Origin of the sequence: Thalassovita mediterranea, assembly GCA_019448215.1 — a bacterium.
GTDB lineage: Bacteria > Pseudomonadota > Alphaproteobacteria > Caulobacterales > Hyphomonadaceae > Henriciella.
Genome location: CP080408.1, coordinates 2,603,637 through 2,620,608, shown reverse-complemented (window position 1 = coordinate 2,620,608; position 16,972 = coordinate 2,603,637). Strand labels below are relative to the sequence as shown.

19 protein-coding genes and 1 tRNA gene are annotated in these 16,972 nt (G+C 59.5%); 11 read left to right on the top strand and 9 right to left on the bottom strand.

The genetic code is table 11. The annotated features are described in order from the left end of the window. Positions 1 to 104 precede the first annotated feature (104 nt). The 3 genes from KUV46_12835 to KUV46_12825 all read right to left on the bottom strand — a co-directional run bounded on the left by KUV46_12835 (position 105) and on the right by KUV46_12825 (position 2,709). Positions 105 to 731: an ATP-dependent Clp protease proteolytic subunit gene (locus tag KUV46_12835; protein QYJ00216.1), complete on the bottom strand. Its 627-nt coding sequence runs from the start codon at positions 729 to 731 to the stop codon at positions 105 to 107. A 185-nt stretch (positions 732 to 916) separates the two neighbouring features. Then, complete coding sequence (gene glnA / locus KUV46_12830) at positions 917 to 2,320, bottom strand: type I glutamate--ammonia ligase (GenBank protein QYJ00215.1); 1,404 nt, start codon at positions 2,318 to 2,320, stop codon at positions 917 to 919. Between the two features lie 50 nt (positions 2,321 to 2,370). After that, positions 2,371 to 2,709, bottom strand: coding sequence for a P-II family nitrogen regulator (locus tag KUV46_12825; GenBank protein ID QYJ00214.1), 339 nt, complete (start codon positions 2,707 to 2,709; stop codon positions 2,371 to 2,373). 237 nt (positions 2,710 to 2,946) lie between these two features. Between KUV46_12825 and KUV46_12820 the strand changes: the two genes are divergently transcribed. The 5 genes from KUV46_12820 to tig all read left to right on the top strand — a co-directional run bounded on the left by KUV46_12820 (position 2,947) and on the right by tig (position 6,942). Further along, on the top strand, positions 2,947 to 3,717 hold the full coding sequence (locus tag KUV46_12820) for a hypothetical protein (GenBank protein ID QYJ00213.1): 771 nt from the start codon (positions 2,947 to 2,949) through the stop codon (positions 3,715 to 3,717). A 101-nt stretch (positions 3,718 to 3,818) separates the two neighbouring features. After that, on the top strand, positions 3,819 to 4,358 hold the full coding sequence (locus KUV46_12815) for a histidine phosphatase family protein (GenBank protein QYJ00212.1): 540 nt from the start codon (positions 3,819 to 3,821) through the stop codon (positions 4,356 to 4,358). A gap of 100 nt (positions 4,359 to 4,458) precedes the next feature. After that, the gene (locus KUV46_12810; protein QYJ00211.1) at positions 4,459 to 5,304 is read left to right on the top strand and encodes an NAD(P)H-hydrate dehydratase; all 846 of its coding nucleotides are present in this window, start codon (positions 4,459 to 4,461) and stop codon (positions 5,302 to 5,304) included. A 49-nt stretch (positions 5,305 to 5,353) separates the two neighbouring features. After that, a tRNA-Leu gene (locus tag KUV46_12805) sits at positions 5,354 to 5,438 on the top strand. Between the two features lie 169 nt (positions 5,439 to 5,607). Further along, positions 5,608 to 6,942, top strand: coding sequence for a trigger factor (gene tig / locus KUV46_12800; GenBank protein QYJ00210.1), 1,335 nt, complete (start codon positions 5,608 to 5,610; stop codon positions 6,940 to 6,942). 65 nt (positions 6,943 to 7,007) lie between these two features. Here the strand turns inward: tig and KUV46_12795 are convergent, their stop codons facing one another. Beyond that, positions 7,008 to 8,045 (bottom strand): hypothetical protein, encoded by a 1,038-nt coding sequence (locus KUV46_12795; GenBank protein QYJ00209.1) that lies wholly within the window; start codon positions 8,043 to 8,045, stop codon positions 7,008 to 7,010. A 237-nt stretch (positions 8,046 to 8,282) separates the two neighbouring features. Between KUV46_12795 and KUV46_12790 the strand changes: the two genes are divergently transcribed. Beyond that, complete coding sequence (locus KUV46_12790) at positions 8,283 to 8,849, top strand: cytochrome c family protein (protein ID QYJ00208.1); 567 nt, start codon at positions 8,283 to 8,285, stop codon at positions 8,847 to 8,849. On the opposite strand, the gene KUV46_12785 is transcribed toward KUV46_12790, so the two are convergent. After that, complete coding sequence (locus KUV46_12785) at positions 8,820 to 9,518, bottom strand: hypothetical protein (protein ID QYJ00207.1); 699 nt, start codon at positions 9,516 to 9,518, stop codon at positions 8,820 to 8,822. The genes KUV46_12790 and KUV46_12785 overlap by 30 nt on opposite strands. A 44-nt stretch (positions 9,519 to 9,562) precedes the next feature. After that, entirely contained in the window at positions 9,563 to 10,057 is a 495-nt protein-coding gene (locus KUV46_12780) for a MarR family transcriptional regulator (protein ID QYJ00206.1), read from the bottom strand. Between the two features lie 266 nt (positions 10,058 to 10,323). Here KUV46_12780 and KUV46_12775 point away from each other — a divergent pair, with 266 nt between their 5' ends. The 4 genes from KUV46_12775 to dacB are packed head-to-tail and all read left to right on the top strand — an operon-like array spanning position 10,324 to position 13,705. After that, on the top strand, positions 10,324 to 10,635 hold the full coding sequence (locus KUV46_12775) for a PilZ domain-containing protein (protein QYJ00205.1): 312 nt from the start codon (positions 10,324 to 10,326) through the stop codon (positions 10,633 to 10,635). Between the two features lie 36 nt (positions 10,636 to 10,671). Next, positions 10,672 to 11,223, top strand: coding sequence for a GNAT family N-acetyltransferase (locus KUV46_12770; GenBank protein ID QYJ00204.1), 552 nt, complete (start codon positions 10,672 to 10,674; stop codon positions 11,221 to 11,223). 6 nt (positions 11,224 to 11,229) lie between these two features. Continuing rightward, a complete protein-coding gene (gene hemB, locus KUV46_12765) occupies positions 11,230 to 12,234 on the top strand; it encodes a porphobilinogen synthase (GenBank protein QYJ00203.1) in 1,005 nt (334 codons plus the stop codon). Beyond that, the gene (dacB, locus tag KUV46_12760; protein ID QYJ00202.1) at positions 12,227 to 13,705 is read left to right on the top strand and encodes a D-alanyl-D-alanine carboxypeptidase/D-alanyl-D-alanine-endopeptidase; all 1,479 of its coding nucleotides are present in this window, start codon (positions 12,227 to 12,229) and stop codon (positions 13,703 to 13,705) included. The genes hemB and dacB overlap by 8 nt, the downstream gene beginning before the upstream one ends. A 30-nt stretch (positions 13,706 to 13,735) precedes the next feature. Here dacB and KUV46_12755 read toward each other — a convergent pair whose 3' ends face one another. Genes KUV46_12755 through KUV46_12745 form a run of 3 tightly spaced genes read right to left on the bottom strand, consistent with a single transcriptional unit; the run spans position 13,736 to position 16,101 of the window. Continuing rightward, positions 13,736 to 14,170: a DUF1801 domain-containing protein gene (locus KUV46_12755; protein ID QYJ00201.1), complete on the bottom strand. Its 435-nt coding sequence runs from the start codon at positions 14,168 to 14,170 to the stop codon at positions 13,736 to 13,738. Positions 14,171 to 14,228: 58 nt separating this feature from the next. Continuing rightward, positions 14,229 to 15,230, bottom strand: a complete 1,002-nt coding sequence (locus tag KUV46_12750) for a TIGR00341 family protein (GenBank protein QYJ00200.1) — start codon at positions 15,228 to 15,230, stop codon at positions 14,229 to 14,231. Between the two features lies 1 nt (position 15,231). Further along, a complete protein-coding gene (locus tag KUV46_12745) occupies positions 15,232 to 16,101 on the bottom strand; it encodes an NAD(P)-dependent oxidoreductase (protein ID QYJ00199.1) in 870 nt (289 codons plus the stop codon). Positions 16,102 to 16,270: 169 nt separating this feature from the next. On the opposite strand from KUV46_12745, the gene KUV46_12740 reads away from it, so the two are divergent. Then, positions 16,271 to 16,963, top strand: a complete 693-nt coding sequence (locus KUV46_12740) for a flagellar motor protein MotB (protein QYJ00198.1) — start codon at positions 16,271 to 16,273, stop codon at positions 16,961 to 16,963. Positions 16,964 to 16,972: the final 9 nt, after the last annotated feature.

The window sequence follows — 16,972 nt, the reverse complement described above, 5'->3', positions numbered from 1 at the left end:
GGGAGCCTTTAACGCACGATTTATGCCGCGCGAGAAATCCCTCTAGGCAATGATCTTATTTGGTGAACTAGGTTGCGCAAGTGCGGATGCACATGCGGCCTGTCCTACTTCTTTTCTTCGTCCTTGCGGCGCTCATAGACCTGATCGATGAGGCCGAATTCCTTGGCTTCCTCAGCCGTCATGAACGTGTCGCGGTCCAGCTTGCGCTCGATCGTGTCATAGTCCTGGCCGGTATGCTTCACATAGATGTTGTTGAGGCGGCGCTTCAGCTCGAGGATTTCCTCTGCATGACGCTCAATGTCGGTCGCGACACCGCGGAAGCCGCCAGATGGCTGGTGAACCATGACGCGCGCATTCGGAAGCGCGATCCGCATATCCTTCTCACCTGCCGCCAGAAGCAGTGAGCCCATGCTGGCCGCCTGACCGATACACACGGTCGAGATCGGGCAGCGGATGTATTGCATCGTGTCATAGATCGCGAGACCGGAGGAAACGTATCCACCCGGGCTGTTGATATACATGGCGATGTCCTTCTTCGGGCTCTCGGACTCAAGGAACAGGAGCTGCGAAGTGATCAGCGCGGCCATGCCGTCGTCGATGCCGCCCGTCACGAAGATGATCCGCTCTTTCAGCAGCCTCGAGAAAATGTCGAAAGCGCGCTCGCCGCGGCTTGTCTGTTCGACAACCATCGGGACGAGATTGAGAGCGGTGTTGTAAGGGTCGGTGTTCATATAACGCGTTCCAGCCTGGCTATAGTCTGTCGAATTTTCCGGACTCTGTGGTCGCAGAGAGTCCCATATTTGTCCATTGCACTCTACACACAAGAGCTTTGCGAGACTGTAAACAGCTCGGCGGACAGAAATGAAAATGCCGGGACATTTCTGCCCCGGCATGATCGCGTCGCTACAAGTTCGTCCTAGACCTTGTAGTACATGTCGAATTCGACCGGGTGCGGGTGCAGCTGGAGACGCTCAACATCTTCCATCTTCAGGTCGATATAGGCATCGAGCTGATCGTCATCGAAGACGTTGCCCTTCTTGAGGAAGTCGCGGTCTGCATCGAGGCTTTCGAGCGCCTCACGCAGCGAGCCGCAGACCTGTGGAATGGACTTCGCCTCTTCTGGCGGCAGGTCGTACAGGTCCTTGTCCATGGCATCGCCCGGATGGATCTTGTTCTCGATACCGTCGAGGCCAGCCATGAGCAGGGCCGCGAAGGCGAGGTACGGGTTTGCGGTCGGATCCGGGAAGCGGGTCTCGATGCGCTTTGCCTTCGGGTTGGAGCCGAAAGGAATACGGATCGATGCTGAACGGTTGCGGGCAGAATAAGCCAGCATGACCGGTGCCTCGTAACCAGGGACCAGACGCTTGTAGGAATTGGTCGACGGGTTGGTCAGCGCGTTCAGGGCTTTTGCGTGCTTGATGATACCGCCAATGTAGAAAAGGCAGGTTTCAGAAAGCCCGGCATAGCCGTCGCCTGCGAACATCGGCTTATCGCCGTCCCAGATGGACTGGTGGACGTGCATGCCCGAGCCGTTGTCCTTGAAGTAAGGCTTCGGCATGAAGGTCGCCGACTTGCCATACTGGTGCGCCACATTGTGGATGACGTACTTATAGAGCTGCAGGCGGTCTGCCATCTTGGTCAGCGTCGAGAATTTCATGCCAAGCTCATGCTGGGCAGGCGCCACTTCGTGGTGGTGCTTTTCCGGCTCGAGGCCGATTTCACCCATGACGGCGAGCATTTCCGAACGCATGTCCTGCTCGGAATCGATTGGCGGAACCGGGAAGTAACCACCCTTGGTATGTGGGCGGTGGCCCATATTGCCTGTCGGGTATTCCTTGCCGGTGTTGAACGGCAGCTCGGTCGAGTCGAAGGAATAGCCCGTCTTGTTCGGCGCGGTGTCCCAGCGAACATCGTCGAAGACGAAGAACTCTGCTTCCGGGCCGAAGTAAGCGGTCGTGCCGACGCCGGCCTGGTTCAGATAGGCTTCTGCCTTCTTGGCGGTCGTGCGCGGGTCGCGGCCATAGGCCTGCATCGAAACCGGGTCGAGAATGTCACAGAAGACCGCAAGCGTGGTCTGCTGGAAGAACGGGTCGATGATCGCGGTGCTGGTGTCCGGCTTGAGCAGCATGTCGGACTCGTTGATCGTCTTCCAGCCAGCCACGGACGAGCCGTCGAACATCTGGCCTTCTTCGAAGAAATCCTCGTCGACCATGCCTTTGTCAAAGGTGACGTGCTGCATCTTGCCGCGCGGGTCGGTGAAACGGAGATCGACGAACTCGACGTCCTTTTCCTTCATCATTTTAACGAGATTGTCGGCCATTGAGCCCTCCTGTTGATTTGTTTGTCTTTTGTATCGAAACGCGCGCCTGGCTAGAGAGCGCCGTCGCCCGTTTCACCCGTACGAATGCGAACTGCTTCTGTCACGTCAGAAACGAAAATCTTGCCGTCGCCGATCTTGCCCGTTTGCGCAGCCTTCGTGATGGCTTCGATAGCGTTGGGAACGCTCGCATCGGAGACGACGAGTTCAAGCTTCAGCTTTGGAAGGAAGTCGACGACATATTCTGCGCCCCGATAGAGTTCGGTATGCCCCCGCTGGCGACCGAAACCCTTGGCTTCTGTAACAGTCATCCCCTGCATGCCGACACCGTGGAGCGCTTCTTTTACGTCATCGAGCTTGAAGGGCTTGATGATCGCTTCGATCTTTTTCATCGCCTTGCCTTATCCTTCCTGTCAGGTGTTCGCGCCACACCTATCAGCGTGGCCGCCAAGGTCGATTGCTTGAGCGCGTCGAAGCCGCTTCGCAACCCCCTGCTGCCTATTTTTTTGGCGGGGCTGCACAGAAATCGGTCGCGCGTCAAAGATCGAAAGTGACGCCTGCGTCATTGTTTTTTTAAGGCTTAGATATTATGCTCGTATATCATCATCATTAGCGACCTATCCTGATCCATGACGACGACCACCTTTTATATCGACCCGGCCCGCGAAGTTCCCCGCCTGCAGCCCCTGAAAGCCTGGCGGCACATGAAAAAGCTCATCGCGAACAAGGAAGACACCGAACAGGTTTTCGAGATCATCGAAGCCCTGAACGGCAAGGCGACGTACAAGGATTTCGAGCGCTTCATGGCGACGCCCGCGGGTCAGGCCGAATACGCAAAGCGCATTCATCTGCCGCCGATTCTGGATAACCACGAGCCACTGCATGAGCTCCCGGAAGGCAGCGTTGGACGCACCTATGTCGAGTTCATGGAGCGCGAAGGCCTGTCGGCCGCGGGCCTCGTCGCCGAGAGCGAGAAACGCCCCGGCGCCCTACGCCGCCACAAGGACGACTTGCTCTGGTATGGCAATCGCCTCCGCGACACCCATGACATGTACCATATCCTGACCGGCTATGGCCGCGACGCACTTGGCGAAGCGACCCTGCTCGGCTTCACCCACAGCCAGCATGGCGGGCTTGGTGTCAGCTTCATCTGCTTCATGGGCGGGCGTCAGATCGCAAAGCGCGTTCCAAAAGAGGCCGATATACCAGGCGTCATCAAGGAAGGCCGGCGCAACGGCAAGACCGCCAAGCGCCTGATCGAGCAGGACATCATCTCCCTCCTGCCCCGCCCTCTCGAGGAGGTCCGCGAGGAGTTGAACATCAAGCCTCCGGTGGCCTACCAGCGCGCCCACGAAGTGATGCGCGCCCACGGCATCGACCCTTATTCAGACGGTCTCTAGCCGGGCGCCTATCTGGCTGGTTGTTCTGGAACTGATTTCATTGGATGCTGGTTGCCCTATCTGGCAGCCTGCCAGTTCAATCAATCAGTCCGGGGCAATTCATGATCTATTTCGTCAGACACGGTGAAGCAGAAGCTGGGTGGGGCACCGCGCCCGATCCGGGTCTCTCTGCGCTCGGCCTCAAGCAGGCCGAAGCGGTCGCTGCCGAACTGGACAAGCATTCTGTCAGCCAGATTATCGCCAGCCCGATGCGCCGCTGCCAGGAAACCTCACGCCCGTTCGCGAACATCTCCGGCCTGCCCGTTGCGACCGACCCGGCCGTCAGCGAAATCCCGACCCCCGAAGGTCTCAGCGACCGGGTCGAATGGCTCCGCGGCTTCATGGGCGGCACATGGGACGCCGCGCCCTCTGTCGTTGCCGACTGGCGCAGCGATCTCATTTCGCGTCTCGCCTCGATTGAAGACGAAACGGTCGTCTTCTCTCACTTCATCGCCATCAACACGATTGTCGGCCACCTCGAAGGCAGCGACCTCGTGACGAGCTTCCGTCCGGGCCATTGCTCGGTGACAATCCTCAAGCGGGACGGGGACACGCTCAGCGTTGAGCGGCGCGGCAGTGAGGCGGCAACAAAAGTGCTCTGAAAAACACTGTCAGAAACACCGCCAGTACACCGTCACTGCACCATGATTTTCCGGGAATGCCGCTGCACTTTTCCGGAGGAAAGTATCAAGAAGGGCAAAGATGACGTCCTCCACCCCCGAGACCAATCACCCCGACCTCTGGCTGCCAGACTGGCCTTGGCCAGAAGCCGACAGCCATAAGCACAAGCGCGGCTCACTTGGCGTTGTGACAGGCCCAGCCGCCTCAACAGGCGCAGCCCGCCTCGCCGCGCGCGCCGGCCTTCGCATTGGCGCAGGCCTCGCCACCCTCTTCTGTCCACCCTCTGCAACGCTCGTGAACGCCGCCCACGAGACGGCTGTCATGATCAAGCCATTCAACACGCCAGACGCCCTTGCAGAACTCGCATCGAGCTCAAAATGTGTCCTGATTGGCCCTGCTGCTGGCGTCGATTCGGCGACGCGCGAGAACACGCTCGAAGTCCTCAAACATGCAGGCTCCAGCGTCCTCGACGCCGACGCCCTGACCGTTTTCAAGGACCAGCCCGAAGCCCTGTTCAACGCCATTAAGCTCCCAACTGTCATGACGCCGCATGATGGCGAATTCAGCCGTATCTTCCCGGGCCTTCTGGACCAGTATACGCGCGCCGAGGCCGCCGCCATTGCAGCTGCGCGCTCAGGCGCTGTCGTCCTTCTGAAGGGCAACGAGACGCTCATAGCTGCACCAGATGGCCGCCTCACTGTGAACAGACACGCCTCGCCCTTTCTCGCCACAGCTGGCAGCGGCGACGTGCTCGCTGGCATGATTGCGGGCCTCATGGCGCAGGGCATGGAGGCGCACCGCGCGGCCTGCGCTGGCGCCTGGTGCCACGGAGAGGTCGCGCGCCGCATTGGCCCCGGCCTCATTTCAGAGGACCTTCCGGACGCCCTGCCCGGCCTGCTCAGCGAATTTTATGCAAGACGCGCTTGATAGGCCCAGCCTGCCCCAGTAGGAGACCACCTCTGGCCGAGGCCCACATGCGGATGTGGCGAAATTGGTAGACGCACCAGATTTAGGTTCTGGCGCCGCGAGGCGTGGGGGTTCAAGTCCCTCCATCCGCACCACTTCACAGCGCGCGACGAAGCCGCTTCCGGGGCAGCTTCAGCGCATGTGAAATTGCTTCAGCGCCATGCATGGACAGTCCAGACACGCTGTGACATACACCGCCGCTTCTAGGAAAAACCAACGCCAAAGCCTGAAGCCACAGGGCTAGACGGCATAAGGAATGACAAAATGGAATGCACCGAAACGTCTGATGGCCTGAGCCGCATGTACAAGGTCAAGGTGCCTGCCAGCGAGCTCAAGGCACGCCTGGATGCGCGGATCGAGGAAATCCGCCCGCAGATGCGCCTCAAGGGCTTCCGCCCAGGCAAGGTGCCTGCCTCCCACGTCCGCAAGATGTTCGGCCAGTCCCTCATGGGCGAAGTCATTGAAGCTGTGATGAAAGAGACGAGCGAGAAAGCGATCACCGACGCTGACGTCCGCCCGGCCTCGCAGCCTGACATGCACATGGAAAGCGACATGGAAAAGGTGATCGAGGGCGAAGAGGACCTCGCCTATCACATGCATGTCGACATCATGCCGGACTTTGAGCCAGCAGACATGTCCGGCATCACCATCAAGAAGCCAGTCGCTGAAGTCGACGACGCGCAGCTTGAAGAAACGCTCGACCAGGTCGCAGAAAACAACATGAAGTACGAGCCACGCGGCAAGACCGCGAAGGCAAAAGACGGCGACGCAGTCGTCATCGACTTCGTTGGCAAGATTGACGGCGAGCCGTTCGAAGGCGGCGCCGCCGAAGGCCACACGCTGGTGCTCGGTTCCGGCAGCTTCATTCCGGGCTTCGAGGAACAGCTGGTCGGCACGAAGACCGGCGAGCAAAAAGACGTCGAAGTCACCTTCCCTGAGCAGTACCAGGCAGAGCACCTTGCCGGCAAAGCGGCTGTCTTCGAAGTGAAGGTCAACGAAGTTCGCGCCCCGAAAAAGCCGGACATCGACGAAGAGTTCGCCAAGGGCCTCGGCATCGACTCGCTCGAAGAGCTGAAGACCATGCTGAAAACGCAGCTCCAGCAAGAGCTGGACAATGCGTCACGCGCCAAGGCGAAGCGTCACCTCCTCGACGCCCTCGACGAGAAGCATGACTTCGACCTGCCGCCGAAAATGGTCGACATGGAATTCGACCAGATCTGGCAGCAGCTGCAGTCCGAAATGGATGCTGGCCGCGTCAGCGACGAGGACAAGGAAAAGTCCGAAGACGAGCTGAAAGAAGAGTATCGCAAGATCGCAGAGCGCCGCGTGCGCCTCGGTCTCGTGCTCGCCGAAATCGGCCGCATCCAGGAGATCAAGATCTCCGAACAGGAAGTCCAGCAAGCTCTCATCCGCGAAGCCCAGCGCTATCCGGGTCAGGAGCGTCAGGTGCTCGAATTCTTCCAGAAGAATGAAGGCGCGATGGCACAGCTGCGCGCGCCAATCTACGAGGACAAGGTGGTCGACCACCTGCTCGAGACCGTGAAGGTCAAAGAGGAAAAAGTGTCCCGCGAAGAGCTGCTGAGCGACGACGAGGAATAGTCCTCGCAAGCGCGTAAAATTTGAGAAGCCCGGTCCTTAAAGGCCGGGCTTTTTCTTTGGGGCGATTAGCCGGTCGGACGGTAACTGTTTTCGGCCACGAGACTGCCAGACGCAGGCGCAGCCAGATTTGGCGGCACAGCGATATCGACCCGCTGGCTCCAGGTACCCGGCGCGATCTCTACCGGTACAGAGATTTCATCCCAGCCAATTGTAACGGTCAGCAGATACGCACCCGGCTCCAGTGCATCGAAGCCGAACTGCCCGAAGGCGGCGGTCCGGTGCTCAACTGGCATCAGGGCAACATGCAACGGCGTTAGCGACACAGGCTGGGCCTCGAGCCGGACATCGCCCCTGCCCGGCTGGCCATCGCCGTCGCGGTCGATGAAGACACTGCCGGTAATCTGGCCTGACAGGCCCATGCCCAAGCCGCGCCGTGACTGGTCGGCAGAGCCTGATTGGCGACCGGCAGGCGCAATCATCTCAATGGCCCTAACCTCGACAGACGACGCGCTGACGCGAACGATCGCGCCCTCATTTTGCTGTGGCTCTTCAGGCCGGTGGTCTGCCAGCTGAACAGCGCGCCGCGAGATATCAGGCTGGTCGGGCTGCAAATCAGGAAGGGGCGCACCTTTTCGCGGAGCGGCCGCGACACGAGCATCCGGCATGGATACCACCTGGAGCTTCACAGCGTCGACACTGCCCTCTCTCCGCCCTGCTGCTGTCTGCTGCTGCGCTTCAAGCAGAAACGCGCCCCATGCTTTCTGACTTCTCCAGTCGGCTGGCTGGCGCAGACCGGCAAGGCTGGCCAAAGCGCGCGGGCGGTGAACGGTAGGCGCTCCAGAACGGATCGAAAGTTCACCCGCGAAAAGATCCGACATCGCTTCGTCTATCAAAGCGCCCTTGCTCGACAGGTCGTCAGATTGTCGAAGCGCGGAGACTGCCTTTGAATTGAGAACGAGGGCGTCGACGCGCCCCACTTCGTTCCCAAACACGTGACGCGCTTCCGGCTCCGCAGGCCTCGCCATGGCGGGCGCATGCACGGTTGCCGCAAGAACAACGAGCATCGTCACGAGGTTTTTGAGAAGCCGAAGCTGCATATCCATCCGCACGTCCAAAGTGGCCGGATGAAGCTTGGTGCGCACTGGTGCACATGCCTCAATCTGTCCCACTTCAGGGACGACCGGCCGCCTGTTATCAGCAATTGGTAGATTAAGAAGATTAAAACCGCGCTTCGAAAAAGATTGAATTCAAGGGATGAGGCAATCGGTTATCGTTGACTGGCAGCATCGTGCTTTTGCACGAACGCGGCCCTGCATCTCTGATGATTAGGCTACAACCACATGATTATGCTTATATTTTTAGCTTTGAGCGCAATTCTAACTGCGGCCTCGTGCGATCGCACGGCATCGACAGACAATCAGCAAGCTCCGCAAGAAGAAGCAGAGTCGCGCCCTGACGCAATCGTGCCCGCCACATCCTATCAAGCCGCGTTTGATGTGCTGCCGGCACCCTATTCGCAGGCCGACTACAGTCTGGGACGGCGCACCTTCAAGAATTGCCAGTCCTGCCATACGATCACTGAAGGCGGCCGCCATCTGGTGGGGCCGAACCTGCATGGCATCTTTGGACGCACCGTCGGCACCGCTGAAGGCTTTCAGTACTCAAAAGCGCTCGAAGCCGAAGACTTCACGTGGACTCCAGAGCGGCTCGAGGAATGGCTGGACAATCCACGCGACTACCTGCCCGGCAACCGTATGACGTTTGCTGGCGTACACCGGCCTGCTGATCGCCATGCAGTCATCGCCTATCTCATGGTCGAGAGCGGGTATGCGGCTCAACTGGAAGAAGCCAGCGAACCGCAAGAGGATGTGCCTGCGTTAGAACCGGCGAGCAACGGAAACGAATAGGCCAGCTTCTTCGAACTCTCCGCCAAGCTCGATGAGTGAGCCCGCCGAAAAGTCAAAGGCACCGCGGCGCAAGACGTATTCAAACTGATGTTTGAGCGAGCGCGCATTCTCTGAGCCCTGGTCTAGCCAGAGCTGGTTCACGAGCCAGATGTTGCGCGCGACTTCTCGGCCATAGCCTGCCTCAAGCCGATAGCGCTGGCAGCCATCCGAATGGGCCCGCACCGCCGCTTCCGCAAACCAGAAACCGTATCTCTTACGGTCATCACTCTTACGGGAAAAGGAATGGGCGAGACCCGCGCGCGCTTCGCCGCCCGTTGACTGACAGCCAGACGCGCCGCCGATCGCTTCACCCTCCAGAATACCTGCCTCAGCTGACGCGACCCATGTGTCGGACAGGGCAAAGCTCCGCCGAACCGTCGTTCGCCAGCCGCTTGCTTCGAATTGCGAGAAATCATCGAATGTGACGCGCTCATACTTGGCGGTCACGGTCCATCGGTCTGATAGGCCGTATTCGGCGTAGAGATCGGTGCGCCAGCCCTGCAGCCCCTCAACCTCAGTACGGTTGAGCGCCGCGCGGGTATAGGCTGCCTTCTCAGGCTGCCCCCAAGGCGCGGCTTCGGCGCTCGCCACAAGAACGAGCGCCGCAAGACAAGGCGTAAATCGAACCATTCGCGGAGAGCTATAACGCCCTCCGCCAAAGGTTGAAGTAATTTCTAGAGACGGAAGCGGATCTGGTCGGACCAGAAGCGCTCAAGGCGCGAAACCGTCTTGTTGAGCTGCGTCAGGTCCATCGGACGGACGCTTGCCGTTGGCTCGAGAGCATCTGCCTGCTTGGCAAAGAGACCCTCAACACGCTTGCGGACCTTGTGACCACGATCGGTCAGGCGCAGGTGAACGGTGCGCTTGTCAGCTTCCGAACGAGTCTGGACGAGGTAGCCGCCTTCCTGGAGTTTCTTAATATTGTAGGAAAGGCTGGTGCCAGCAAAGGCGCCGCGAGCACGCAGCACGGAAGCCGGGGTTTCGTTCTCGCCAATCTCATAGAGAAGGAGAGCCTGAACGCCCGTCAGGTGACGCTCACCGCCACGCTCAAGGTCGTCCTTGACCACGTCGTGCAGCCGGCGATGCGCCTGCTCCAGCAGCGAAAGGGATTTCAGGAAAGATTCTGCGACCGTATCTTCACCGGCCACTGCTTGTGCAGCGTTGTTCATTGTAACCACCATCATCACTCAACTTTTGTTGTAGTTTGAACAGAGTTACGCCCTTCTCCCTGATATTTCGTTAATCATGGCCTCGCGAGGGGTCGTGTTCGTTAACAAAACACGGTCATATGGTTAATATCCGGCAATCGAGAGGATCCGACGACTTATTTCAATGATTGGTAAACTCTTGTCCGGCAGGCTTTTCACTTGCCTGCGCACAACCTGCGAAGGTGAATGCAGGAGAAGTTAAGAGTATAACCGCTTTAGAAGTCACGATGATGCACTCGAACCTCGAAATGCCCATGTCGGAACATTCAGATAAACGCGACTTCCCGCGCTTTGAGGTGAACACCTCAGGCACGCTTATCCTTGAGACGGGCTTCAAGATGAATTTCGTCGTAAAGGACATGTCCCAGCGTGGCGCGAAGATCCTGCTCAACAAAACGTCTATCCTGCCCGAAGCGTTTACCGTCGAGATCGTCAGCCCGGACCGCACCAAGCTGAAACGCTGTGAAGCCAAGCGCCAGTGGCAGCGCGGCCCACTGGTTGGCATCCGCCTGCTGAGCGCCAAGACGATTACGCTTTAGACTGGGCGGCGTCGTGCGATAGAAACTGGTCGCTCAATGACCACCTCGCGCCCTCCCCTTATCATCAGACCTGCCCGCCCGGATGATGTGGAAGCGATCATCCTTGCGGACATTGCAGCGTCAGAACTCTTTGCGCCAACAGGCCTCTTGTCGGCAGAAGCGCTCGCGGAGCACGTCCTCGAAGAAGATTTACTGGCGTCGATAGAGGCAGGCCAGCTCGATGTCGCGGACCTCAATAGCGACGGCGTTGTTGGCTTCTGTCAGTTCACGAGAATGGGCGACGATCTCTATCTGCAGCAGATCTCAGTGCACCCCGCCTTCGGCAAACGCGGGATCGGACGCAAACTGATGTCGGAGCTCGATATTCACGCAGAAAAATCAGGGGCTCAGCAGATTACGCTGTCTACTTTTAGGGACCTTGCCTGGAATGCGCCTTTCTATGCATCGCTCGGCTTCACGCAGCTGCCCCGAAGCGCCTACGCCCCATACATGACGGCGATCGAGACCTCGCAGGCGCCCTTCATGGACGTTTCGAAACGCGTTTTCATGAGAAAACCCGTTCGCAAAAGCACAAAGCGCGCTAAGTAGCGCGGTATGACTTCGCCATTCCCGCAAAGCTATCCGTCCACCCGGCTCCGCAGGCTTCGTCAATCGGCCTGGGTCCGCAATCTTTCATCAGAAAACCATCTGACACCGGATGACCTTATCTGGTCGATGGTCGTGCATGACGGCGATGAGCCGACAATTCCAGTCGGGTCCATGCCGGGCCTGTTCAGGCTGAATGTGGAGGAGGCGGCCAAGGCGGCCAGACGCGCAAGCGACCTTGGCATTCCGGCCATTGCGATTTTCCCGCACATCAATCCTGAGCGGAAGGATGAGGCAGGCTCTGAAGCGTTGAACCCGGACGGGCTGGTGCCGACAGTCATCAAGGCCATGAAGGACGCTGCGCCTGATATCGGTATTATCTGCGATGTGGCACTCGACCCGTTCACCGTGCACGGACATGACGGCGTCATTGATGCCGATGGCTATGTGCTCAACGACCAGACGGTTGACCTGCTTCGCCGTCAGGCCGTGATGCAGGCAGAAGCTGGCGCTGACATCGTTGCCCCATCCGACATGATGGACGGCCGCGTCGGCGCGATCCGTGATGCACTGGAGTCAGCGGGCAAGGTCAATACGATGATCATGTCCTACGCGGCGAAATATGCGAGCGGCTTTTATGGCCCTTACCGGGATGCCATCGGCTCTGCCTCGGCATTGAAGGGCGACAAGAAGACCTATCAGCAGAATCCGGCCAATAGCGACGAAGCCCTGCGCGAAGTTGCCATGGACATTGATGAGGGCGCTGACCTTGTGATGGTGAAGCCGGGCCTTCCCTATCTCGACATCATCCGGCGGGTGTCGGACACGTTCGCTGTGCCGACCATCGCCTTCCAGGTGTCTGGCGAGTATGCGCAGATCAAGGCGGCGGGCGAACGCGGCTGGATCGATGAAGAGCGCGTGATGATGGAGACGCTGCTCTGCTTCAAGCGCGCTGGCGCGTGCGGCGTAATCACCTATTTCGCCGAAGCGGCGGCGCAGATCCTGAATGAGTAATCGCGCTTTCGGTCTTACCACGTTTTTCCGCTCCATCGCTGCTGGCGCTGGCATGCTGGCCGCTACGTGCCTTGCTGTACCGGCGGCCGCACAGCAGATCTCAGCCGAAGAAATAGAGCTGCCTGACCTCGAAGGTGGGCGGTGGGGCGTGTCCGTCGTCTCTCTCGATGGCGAGGAAGTGTTTTCGGTGGCCGCAAATCAGAGGTTCGCGCCAGCTTCGACGCTGAAAGTGGTGACCACTGCGGCAGCGTTCAGAATGCTTGGCGACTTCGACTCCGGGCGATGGCCGGGGGGCACGTCTGCGCGTCTGGAAACGACCGCTGACTCTGTTCATCCAAACATCGTTCTCATTGGCGCTGGCGACCCGACCTTGTCGGCAAGCTCACGGTGCACGTCGAACTGCTTGCAGGATCTCGCCGATGCGATCGCGGCAAGCGGCGTCACCGATCTCAACGCCGTCGACGTAGACGACTCCCTCTTCCAGCCTCCTCACTGGCCGGCTGGATGGACGCATGAAGATTTCCGCTTTGGATATGCGACGTCGATTTCTGCACTCAGCATTGATGGCGGTGTCGCACGCGCGCGTCTCACACCGGGCAATCGCCGTGGCCTGCCACCTGAAGTGTCGTGGGAATGGGTGCCATTCTTCACGATCAATACCGATGAGGCGGAGACCGTCTCGACGCGCCAGTTCAGTGTCGACCTCATCCGCCGTCCCGGCGCAGAGGAGGCTTACCTACTTGGCCGACTGCCGCTCGCCTCACCGCCCGTCCATCTCCAGTTCGGTCTTGATGATCCTTCGCTCTATGCCGGCGAAGTCCTGAAAGCGATGCTGGAGGAACGCGGCGTCACGGTTCACGGCCCTGTCTTCCGCGGCACGGTCATCCATGAGCCGGAAGCTGATGCCGACGATACAGGCCCCGCGCCGGATTTCGTCCTGCCTGGGCCCGACACCACAATGCTGCTCGAGGAAGTCCTTCACGAGAGCAACAACTTCTACACTGAAGTCCTGCTCCACCACATCTCGCTGTCTGTGCGGGACCGCTCTCAGGATGCCGGCCTTGAGCTCATGGGCGATATGCTGGTCGATGCAGGCGCGTCGCGAAGCGAGTTCAGCCTCTCCGATGGCTCTGGCCTTTCGGTCTATAACCGCCTCACCCCGTCCGCGATGACAGACCTGCTTGTCTGGGCGAGCCGCCAGAGCTGGTTCGACACCTGGTATGGCTTTTTCTCGCAAGCGGGCGTCGACGGCACACTTAAGTACAGGTTCACCGAGCTCGGCCGTGACGACCGATTCCGCGCCAAGACAGGCAGCCTGACCGGGACAGGCTCTCTGGCGGGCTATTTCACAGCCCGAAGCGGCAAGCGCTATGCATTTGCGGTGTTCGCAAACGACTCCTCGCTGCGCTCATCGGCGACACGCAGGCGGATCGACGAACTTCTTGAGGATGTCATCGAGAGGATCGACTGATCGGATACGCTATGCGTCGACGCTTAGGCGCTACTCGTTCCAGGTTTCGTACTTGCCGCGCATATATTGAAGCCCGAAGTCGATGATCTCGGCCAGAACCGCTTCATCCACGTCGGCCAGCTTGTTGATGTAGAGACACGACTTGCCGAGCTTGTATTTGCCAAGGCGCGCAAGCTTTTCCTCAAGGTCGAGATATCCGGGCATGATGTAGATCACGAGGTTCGCCTTGCGCGGTGAGAAGCCGGTCATAAAGAACTCGCCCTCGCGCCCGCTCTCATACTTGTAGGCGTAACGCCCATAGCCGATCAGCGACGGCCTCCACATCCGCGGCGCGAGGTTTGTGGTCTTTGCGAAAATCTCGAGCAAGCGTTCGGCGTCGGCCCTGCGGACTGGGTGTTCGACAGACGCCACAAAATCCTGTGGCGACTGGGTCGTCTGCTTCGTCTTGTTTTCAGCTTTTGCCATTGCTCCCCCCCCATTGGCTTCCATGGCATTCTAGAAGCGGCGAGGTTCAGCGGCAATCTCAGTCGCCGATCGTGACCTTCTCACCAAGGTCGAGCACGACGATGAGCACCATGAGCGCGATAAGTAGCGCCGCCGAGAGCAACACGTTTATCCAGAAAGCGCGTGTCGCGTTTTGCTGATCGACCCAGCCGCGGGGCTTGATACCCTTGAGACGGAAAACCGCCAGCGCCGATACGAGCAAGCACACGATGTTGAGAAAGAGCAGCATTCCCGAGCGGCCCGCAAACGTCCATTCCTGCGAACCGATAAAAAGGCCGAAGGCTGCGCCGGGCGGCAGGAGCGCGGCGGCGACCATGACGCCGACCAGTACTGCTGACTTGCCCTGAGCCATGGAGAGCGCGGCTGCACCTCCGGCTGCAAGCGCCAGCGCAACACTGTCCAGTCGCACCTGCGTACGCGACATCAGCTCCTCGCTCTGAAGATTGAGCGGCAAGACAAAGGAAATCAGAAAGGCGACCAGCAACGCGACACCGAGGCCGCCCGCCAAAGTGACGCCCGATTGACGGATGAGGGACATATTCCCAAGGCCTGCCCCGAGCGCGAAGCCCAGAATGGGCCCGAGCAAAGGCGCAATCACCATGGCACCGATCACCGCCGCGACACCGTCGGAATTCAGGCCAATCGCGGCCACCACCGTGGACAAGCCCGAAAGAATAAGGAAGTCACGCGTGAGTGTCGCATCCTTGACCACATCGTCGAGAAGCTCTTCGCGAAGAACGCGAAGATTGCTCGCCGCCTCATCCTGCTCGAGCTCGCGCGGCTCAGGCAGGCTTGCCTCAACCGGTATCATCGTCACGCGCCAGTCCCGGCAGTCTTCCAGCGCCTGCGAAACCGCATCTATGAGCACCTGACAGCGACCGTCATGCGCGAGCACGCGGATCATCTTCCGGTCTTCCTGCTCGATATCGAACTGGATCCAGTCGACAGGCTCAAACGCCTTGATGGCGCGGACGACGACCTCGCTGTCGCGCTTTTTCAGATGGATTTCGACCTGTTTCAAATCACTGCTTCCGTGAAGTGTCGAAGCGGGTGACGAGGCTGGAGGTGTCCCAACGCTGGCCGCCTTCGGCCTGCACGTCTGCGTAGAACTGATCCACGAGCGCCGTGACCGGCAGGCGTGCGCCGCTTTCGCCAGCCGCTTTCAGGGCAATGCGCAGATCCTTGCGCATCCAGTCCACAGCGAAGCCGTGCTCAAACTCGCGCGCAACCATCGTCTTCCAGCGGTTTTCCATCTGCCAGCTTTGGGCTGCACCGCCAGAAATGGCTTCCATGACCTTGGCAACGTCGAGACCATTGCTCTCGGCAAAGTGGATGCCCTCGGACAGCCCTTGCACGATGCCTGCGATACAAATCTGGTTCACCGACTTGGCGAGCTGGCCTGCGCCGCTTTCGCCGATATGGGTGATGCGGGCGCCATAAGCCTCCATGACAGGACGCGCCTTCGCCATCGCCTCATCATCGCCGCCGCACATGATCGTCAGCCGCCCAGCTTCTGCGCCGGCCTGCCCGCCGGAGATGGGCGCATCAACAAAGTGCGCACCGCGTGCGGCGCACCGCTCGTACAGGCTGCGAGCAAGGCCTGCGCTGGCTGTGGTATGGTCAATGACAATCGTGCCCTTCGCGAGCGCACCCTCGATCAGGTCGAAAACGGCTTCGACATCCGGGTCGTCACCAAGGCAGAGGCAGACATACTCAGCGCCCGCGACGGCGTCTTCCGGCGTGGCAGCGGCCTTGCCGTTATGCTTTGATGCCCAGTCTTCAGCCTTCGCCGTGGTACGGTTCCAGACAGTGACGTGATGGCCGTTCGACAAGAGATGGCCAGCCATCGGGAAACCCATGACACCGAGGCCCAGAAACGCACATTTGCTCATAATAATCTCTCCGCTGCCGCCACGGGCCACATAGCCCATTTGACTTCATCGCCAACTAGCCCGGCCCGCAGGGTCTGGCCAGATTTGATTAAAATTCAAAGGTTACCTCACACTTCACCCTAAGAACGATCATGTAGGCAGAGTGTACGGATCAGAAAGATCGGACACGATGGCTAATGTTAACGCCTTGTCGCGTGCTGGTGGCAGAATGCCGCTGGCGCCGATCCGCCAGACTGGCGGATGGAAGCTCGCTTATGCGGACTTCCTGACGGCGCTTTGTGCCCTCTTCCTCGTTCTCTGGCTTGTTCATGGCGCAACGCCTGAGCAGAAAGAGAGCGTTGCAGAGCAATTCGGCGCGCCCGGCCTTGCGAGCGCGCAGGCTGTTGAGCCACTCTCCCTCACCCCCGTCCAAAGCGACGTCGCCGTGCTTGCCGATACACTGCGGAGCTCCGCACTGCTCGCAGAACCTGCTGGCCATGTCGCGATCAGCGAGATTGAGAACGGCGTCCGGATCGACCTGCTCGACCCTGATCTTGCCCCGCTGTTCGAAAAAGGAGCGGCGTCACTCAACGCGCGCGGTGAAGATCTGATCGGCCTGACGGCTGCAGCGCTCAGCATGGTCGACATGCCCTTCTCAATCGAAGGCCATACCGACAGCGACCCGATCAACCGCGTCAATTATTCAAACTGGGACCTGTCCGCAGACCGTGCGAACGCCGCCCGCAGAGCCCTGCTGGCACAGGGCATCGCCCCATCGCGCGTGCGCAGCGTTGCAGGTCTTGCTGATACGCGTCCGCTGGATGCCAAATCTACCAACTTGCCTCAGAACCGTCGCTTGAGCATAGTCGTTCATATAGACTGATTTTCTGCT

Bases quoted from the DNA above. Each gene is read 5' to 3' on its own strand.
- KUV46_12835 (QYJ00216.1), bottom strand. From the start codon at position 731: ATGAACACCGACCCTTACAACACCGCTCTCAATCTCGTCCCGATGGTT.
- glnA (QYJ00215.1), bottom strand. From the start codon at position 2,320: ATGGCCGACAATCTCGTTAAAATGATGAAGGAAAAGGACGTCGAGTTC.
- KUV46_12825 (QYJ00214.1), bottom strand. From the start codon at position 2,709: ATGAAAAAGATCGAAGCGATCATCAAGCCCTTCAAGCTCGATGACGTA.
- KUV46_12820 (QYJ00213.1), top strand. From the start codon at position 2,947: ATGACGACGACCACCTTTTATATCGACCCGGCCCGCGAAGTTCCCCGC.
- KUV46_12815 (QYJ00212.1), top strand. From the start codon at position 3,819: ATGATCTATTTCGTCAGACACGGTGAAGCAGAAGCTGGGTGGGGCACC.
- KUV46_12810 (QYJ00211.1), top strand. From the start codon at position 4,459: ATGACGTCCTCCACCCCCGAGACCAATCACCCCGACCTCTGGCTGCCA.
- tig (QYJ00210.1), top strand. From the start codon at position 5,608: ATGGAATGCACCGAAACGTCTGATGGCCTGAGCCGCATGTACAAGGTC.
- KUV46_12795 (QYJ00209.1), bottom strand. From the start codon at position 8,045: ATGGATATGCAGCTTCGGCTTCTCAAAAACCTCGTGACGATGCTCGTT.
- KUV46_12790 (QYJ00208.1), top strand. From the start codon at position 8,283: ATGATTATGCTTATATTTTTAGCTTTGAGCGCAATTCTAACTGCGGCC.
- KUV46_12785 (QYJ00207.1), bottom strand. From the start codon at position 9,518: ATGGTTCGATTTACGCCTTGTCTTGCGGCGCTCGTTCTTGTGGCGAGC.
- KUV46_12780 (QYJ00206.1), bottom strand. From the start codon at position 10,057: ATGAACAACGCTGCACAAGCAGTGGCCGGTGAAGATACGGTCGCAGAA.
- KUV46_12775 (QYJ00205.1), top strand. From the start codon at position 10,324: ATGATGCACTCGAACCTCGAAATGCCCATGTCGGAACATTCAGATAAA.
- KUV46_12770 (QYJ00204.1), top strand. From the start codon at position 10,672: ATGACCACCTCGCGCCCTCCCCTTATCATCAGACCTGCCCGCCCGGAT.
- hemB (QYJ00203.1), top strand. From the start codon at position 11,230: ATGACTTCGCCATTCCCGCAAAGCTATCCGTCCACCCGGCTCCGCAGG.
- dacB (QYJ00202.1), top strand. From the start codon at position 12,227: ATGAGTAATCGCGCTTTCGGTCTTACCACGTTTTTCCGCTCCATCGCT.
- KUV46_12755 (QYJ00201.1), bottom strand. From the start codon at position 14,170: ATGGCAAAAGCTGAAAACAAGACGAAGCAGACGACCCAGTCGCCACAG.
- KUV46_12745 (QYJ00199.1), bottom strand. From the start codon at position 16,101: ATGAGCAAATGTGCGTTTCTGGGCCTCGGTGTCATGGGTTTCCCGATG.
- KUV46_12740 (QYJ00198.1), top strand. From the start codon at position 16,271: ATGGCTAATGTTAACGCCTTGTCGCGTGCTGGTGGCAGAATGCCGCTG.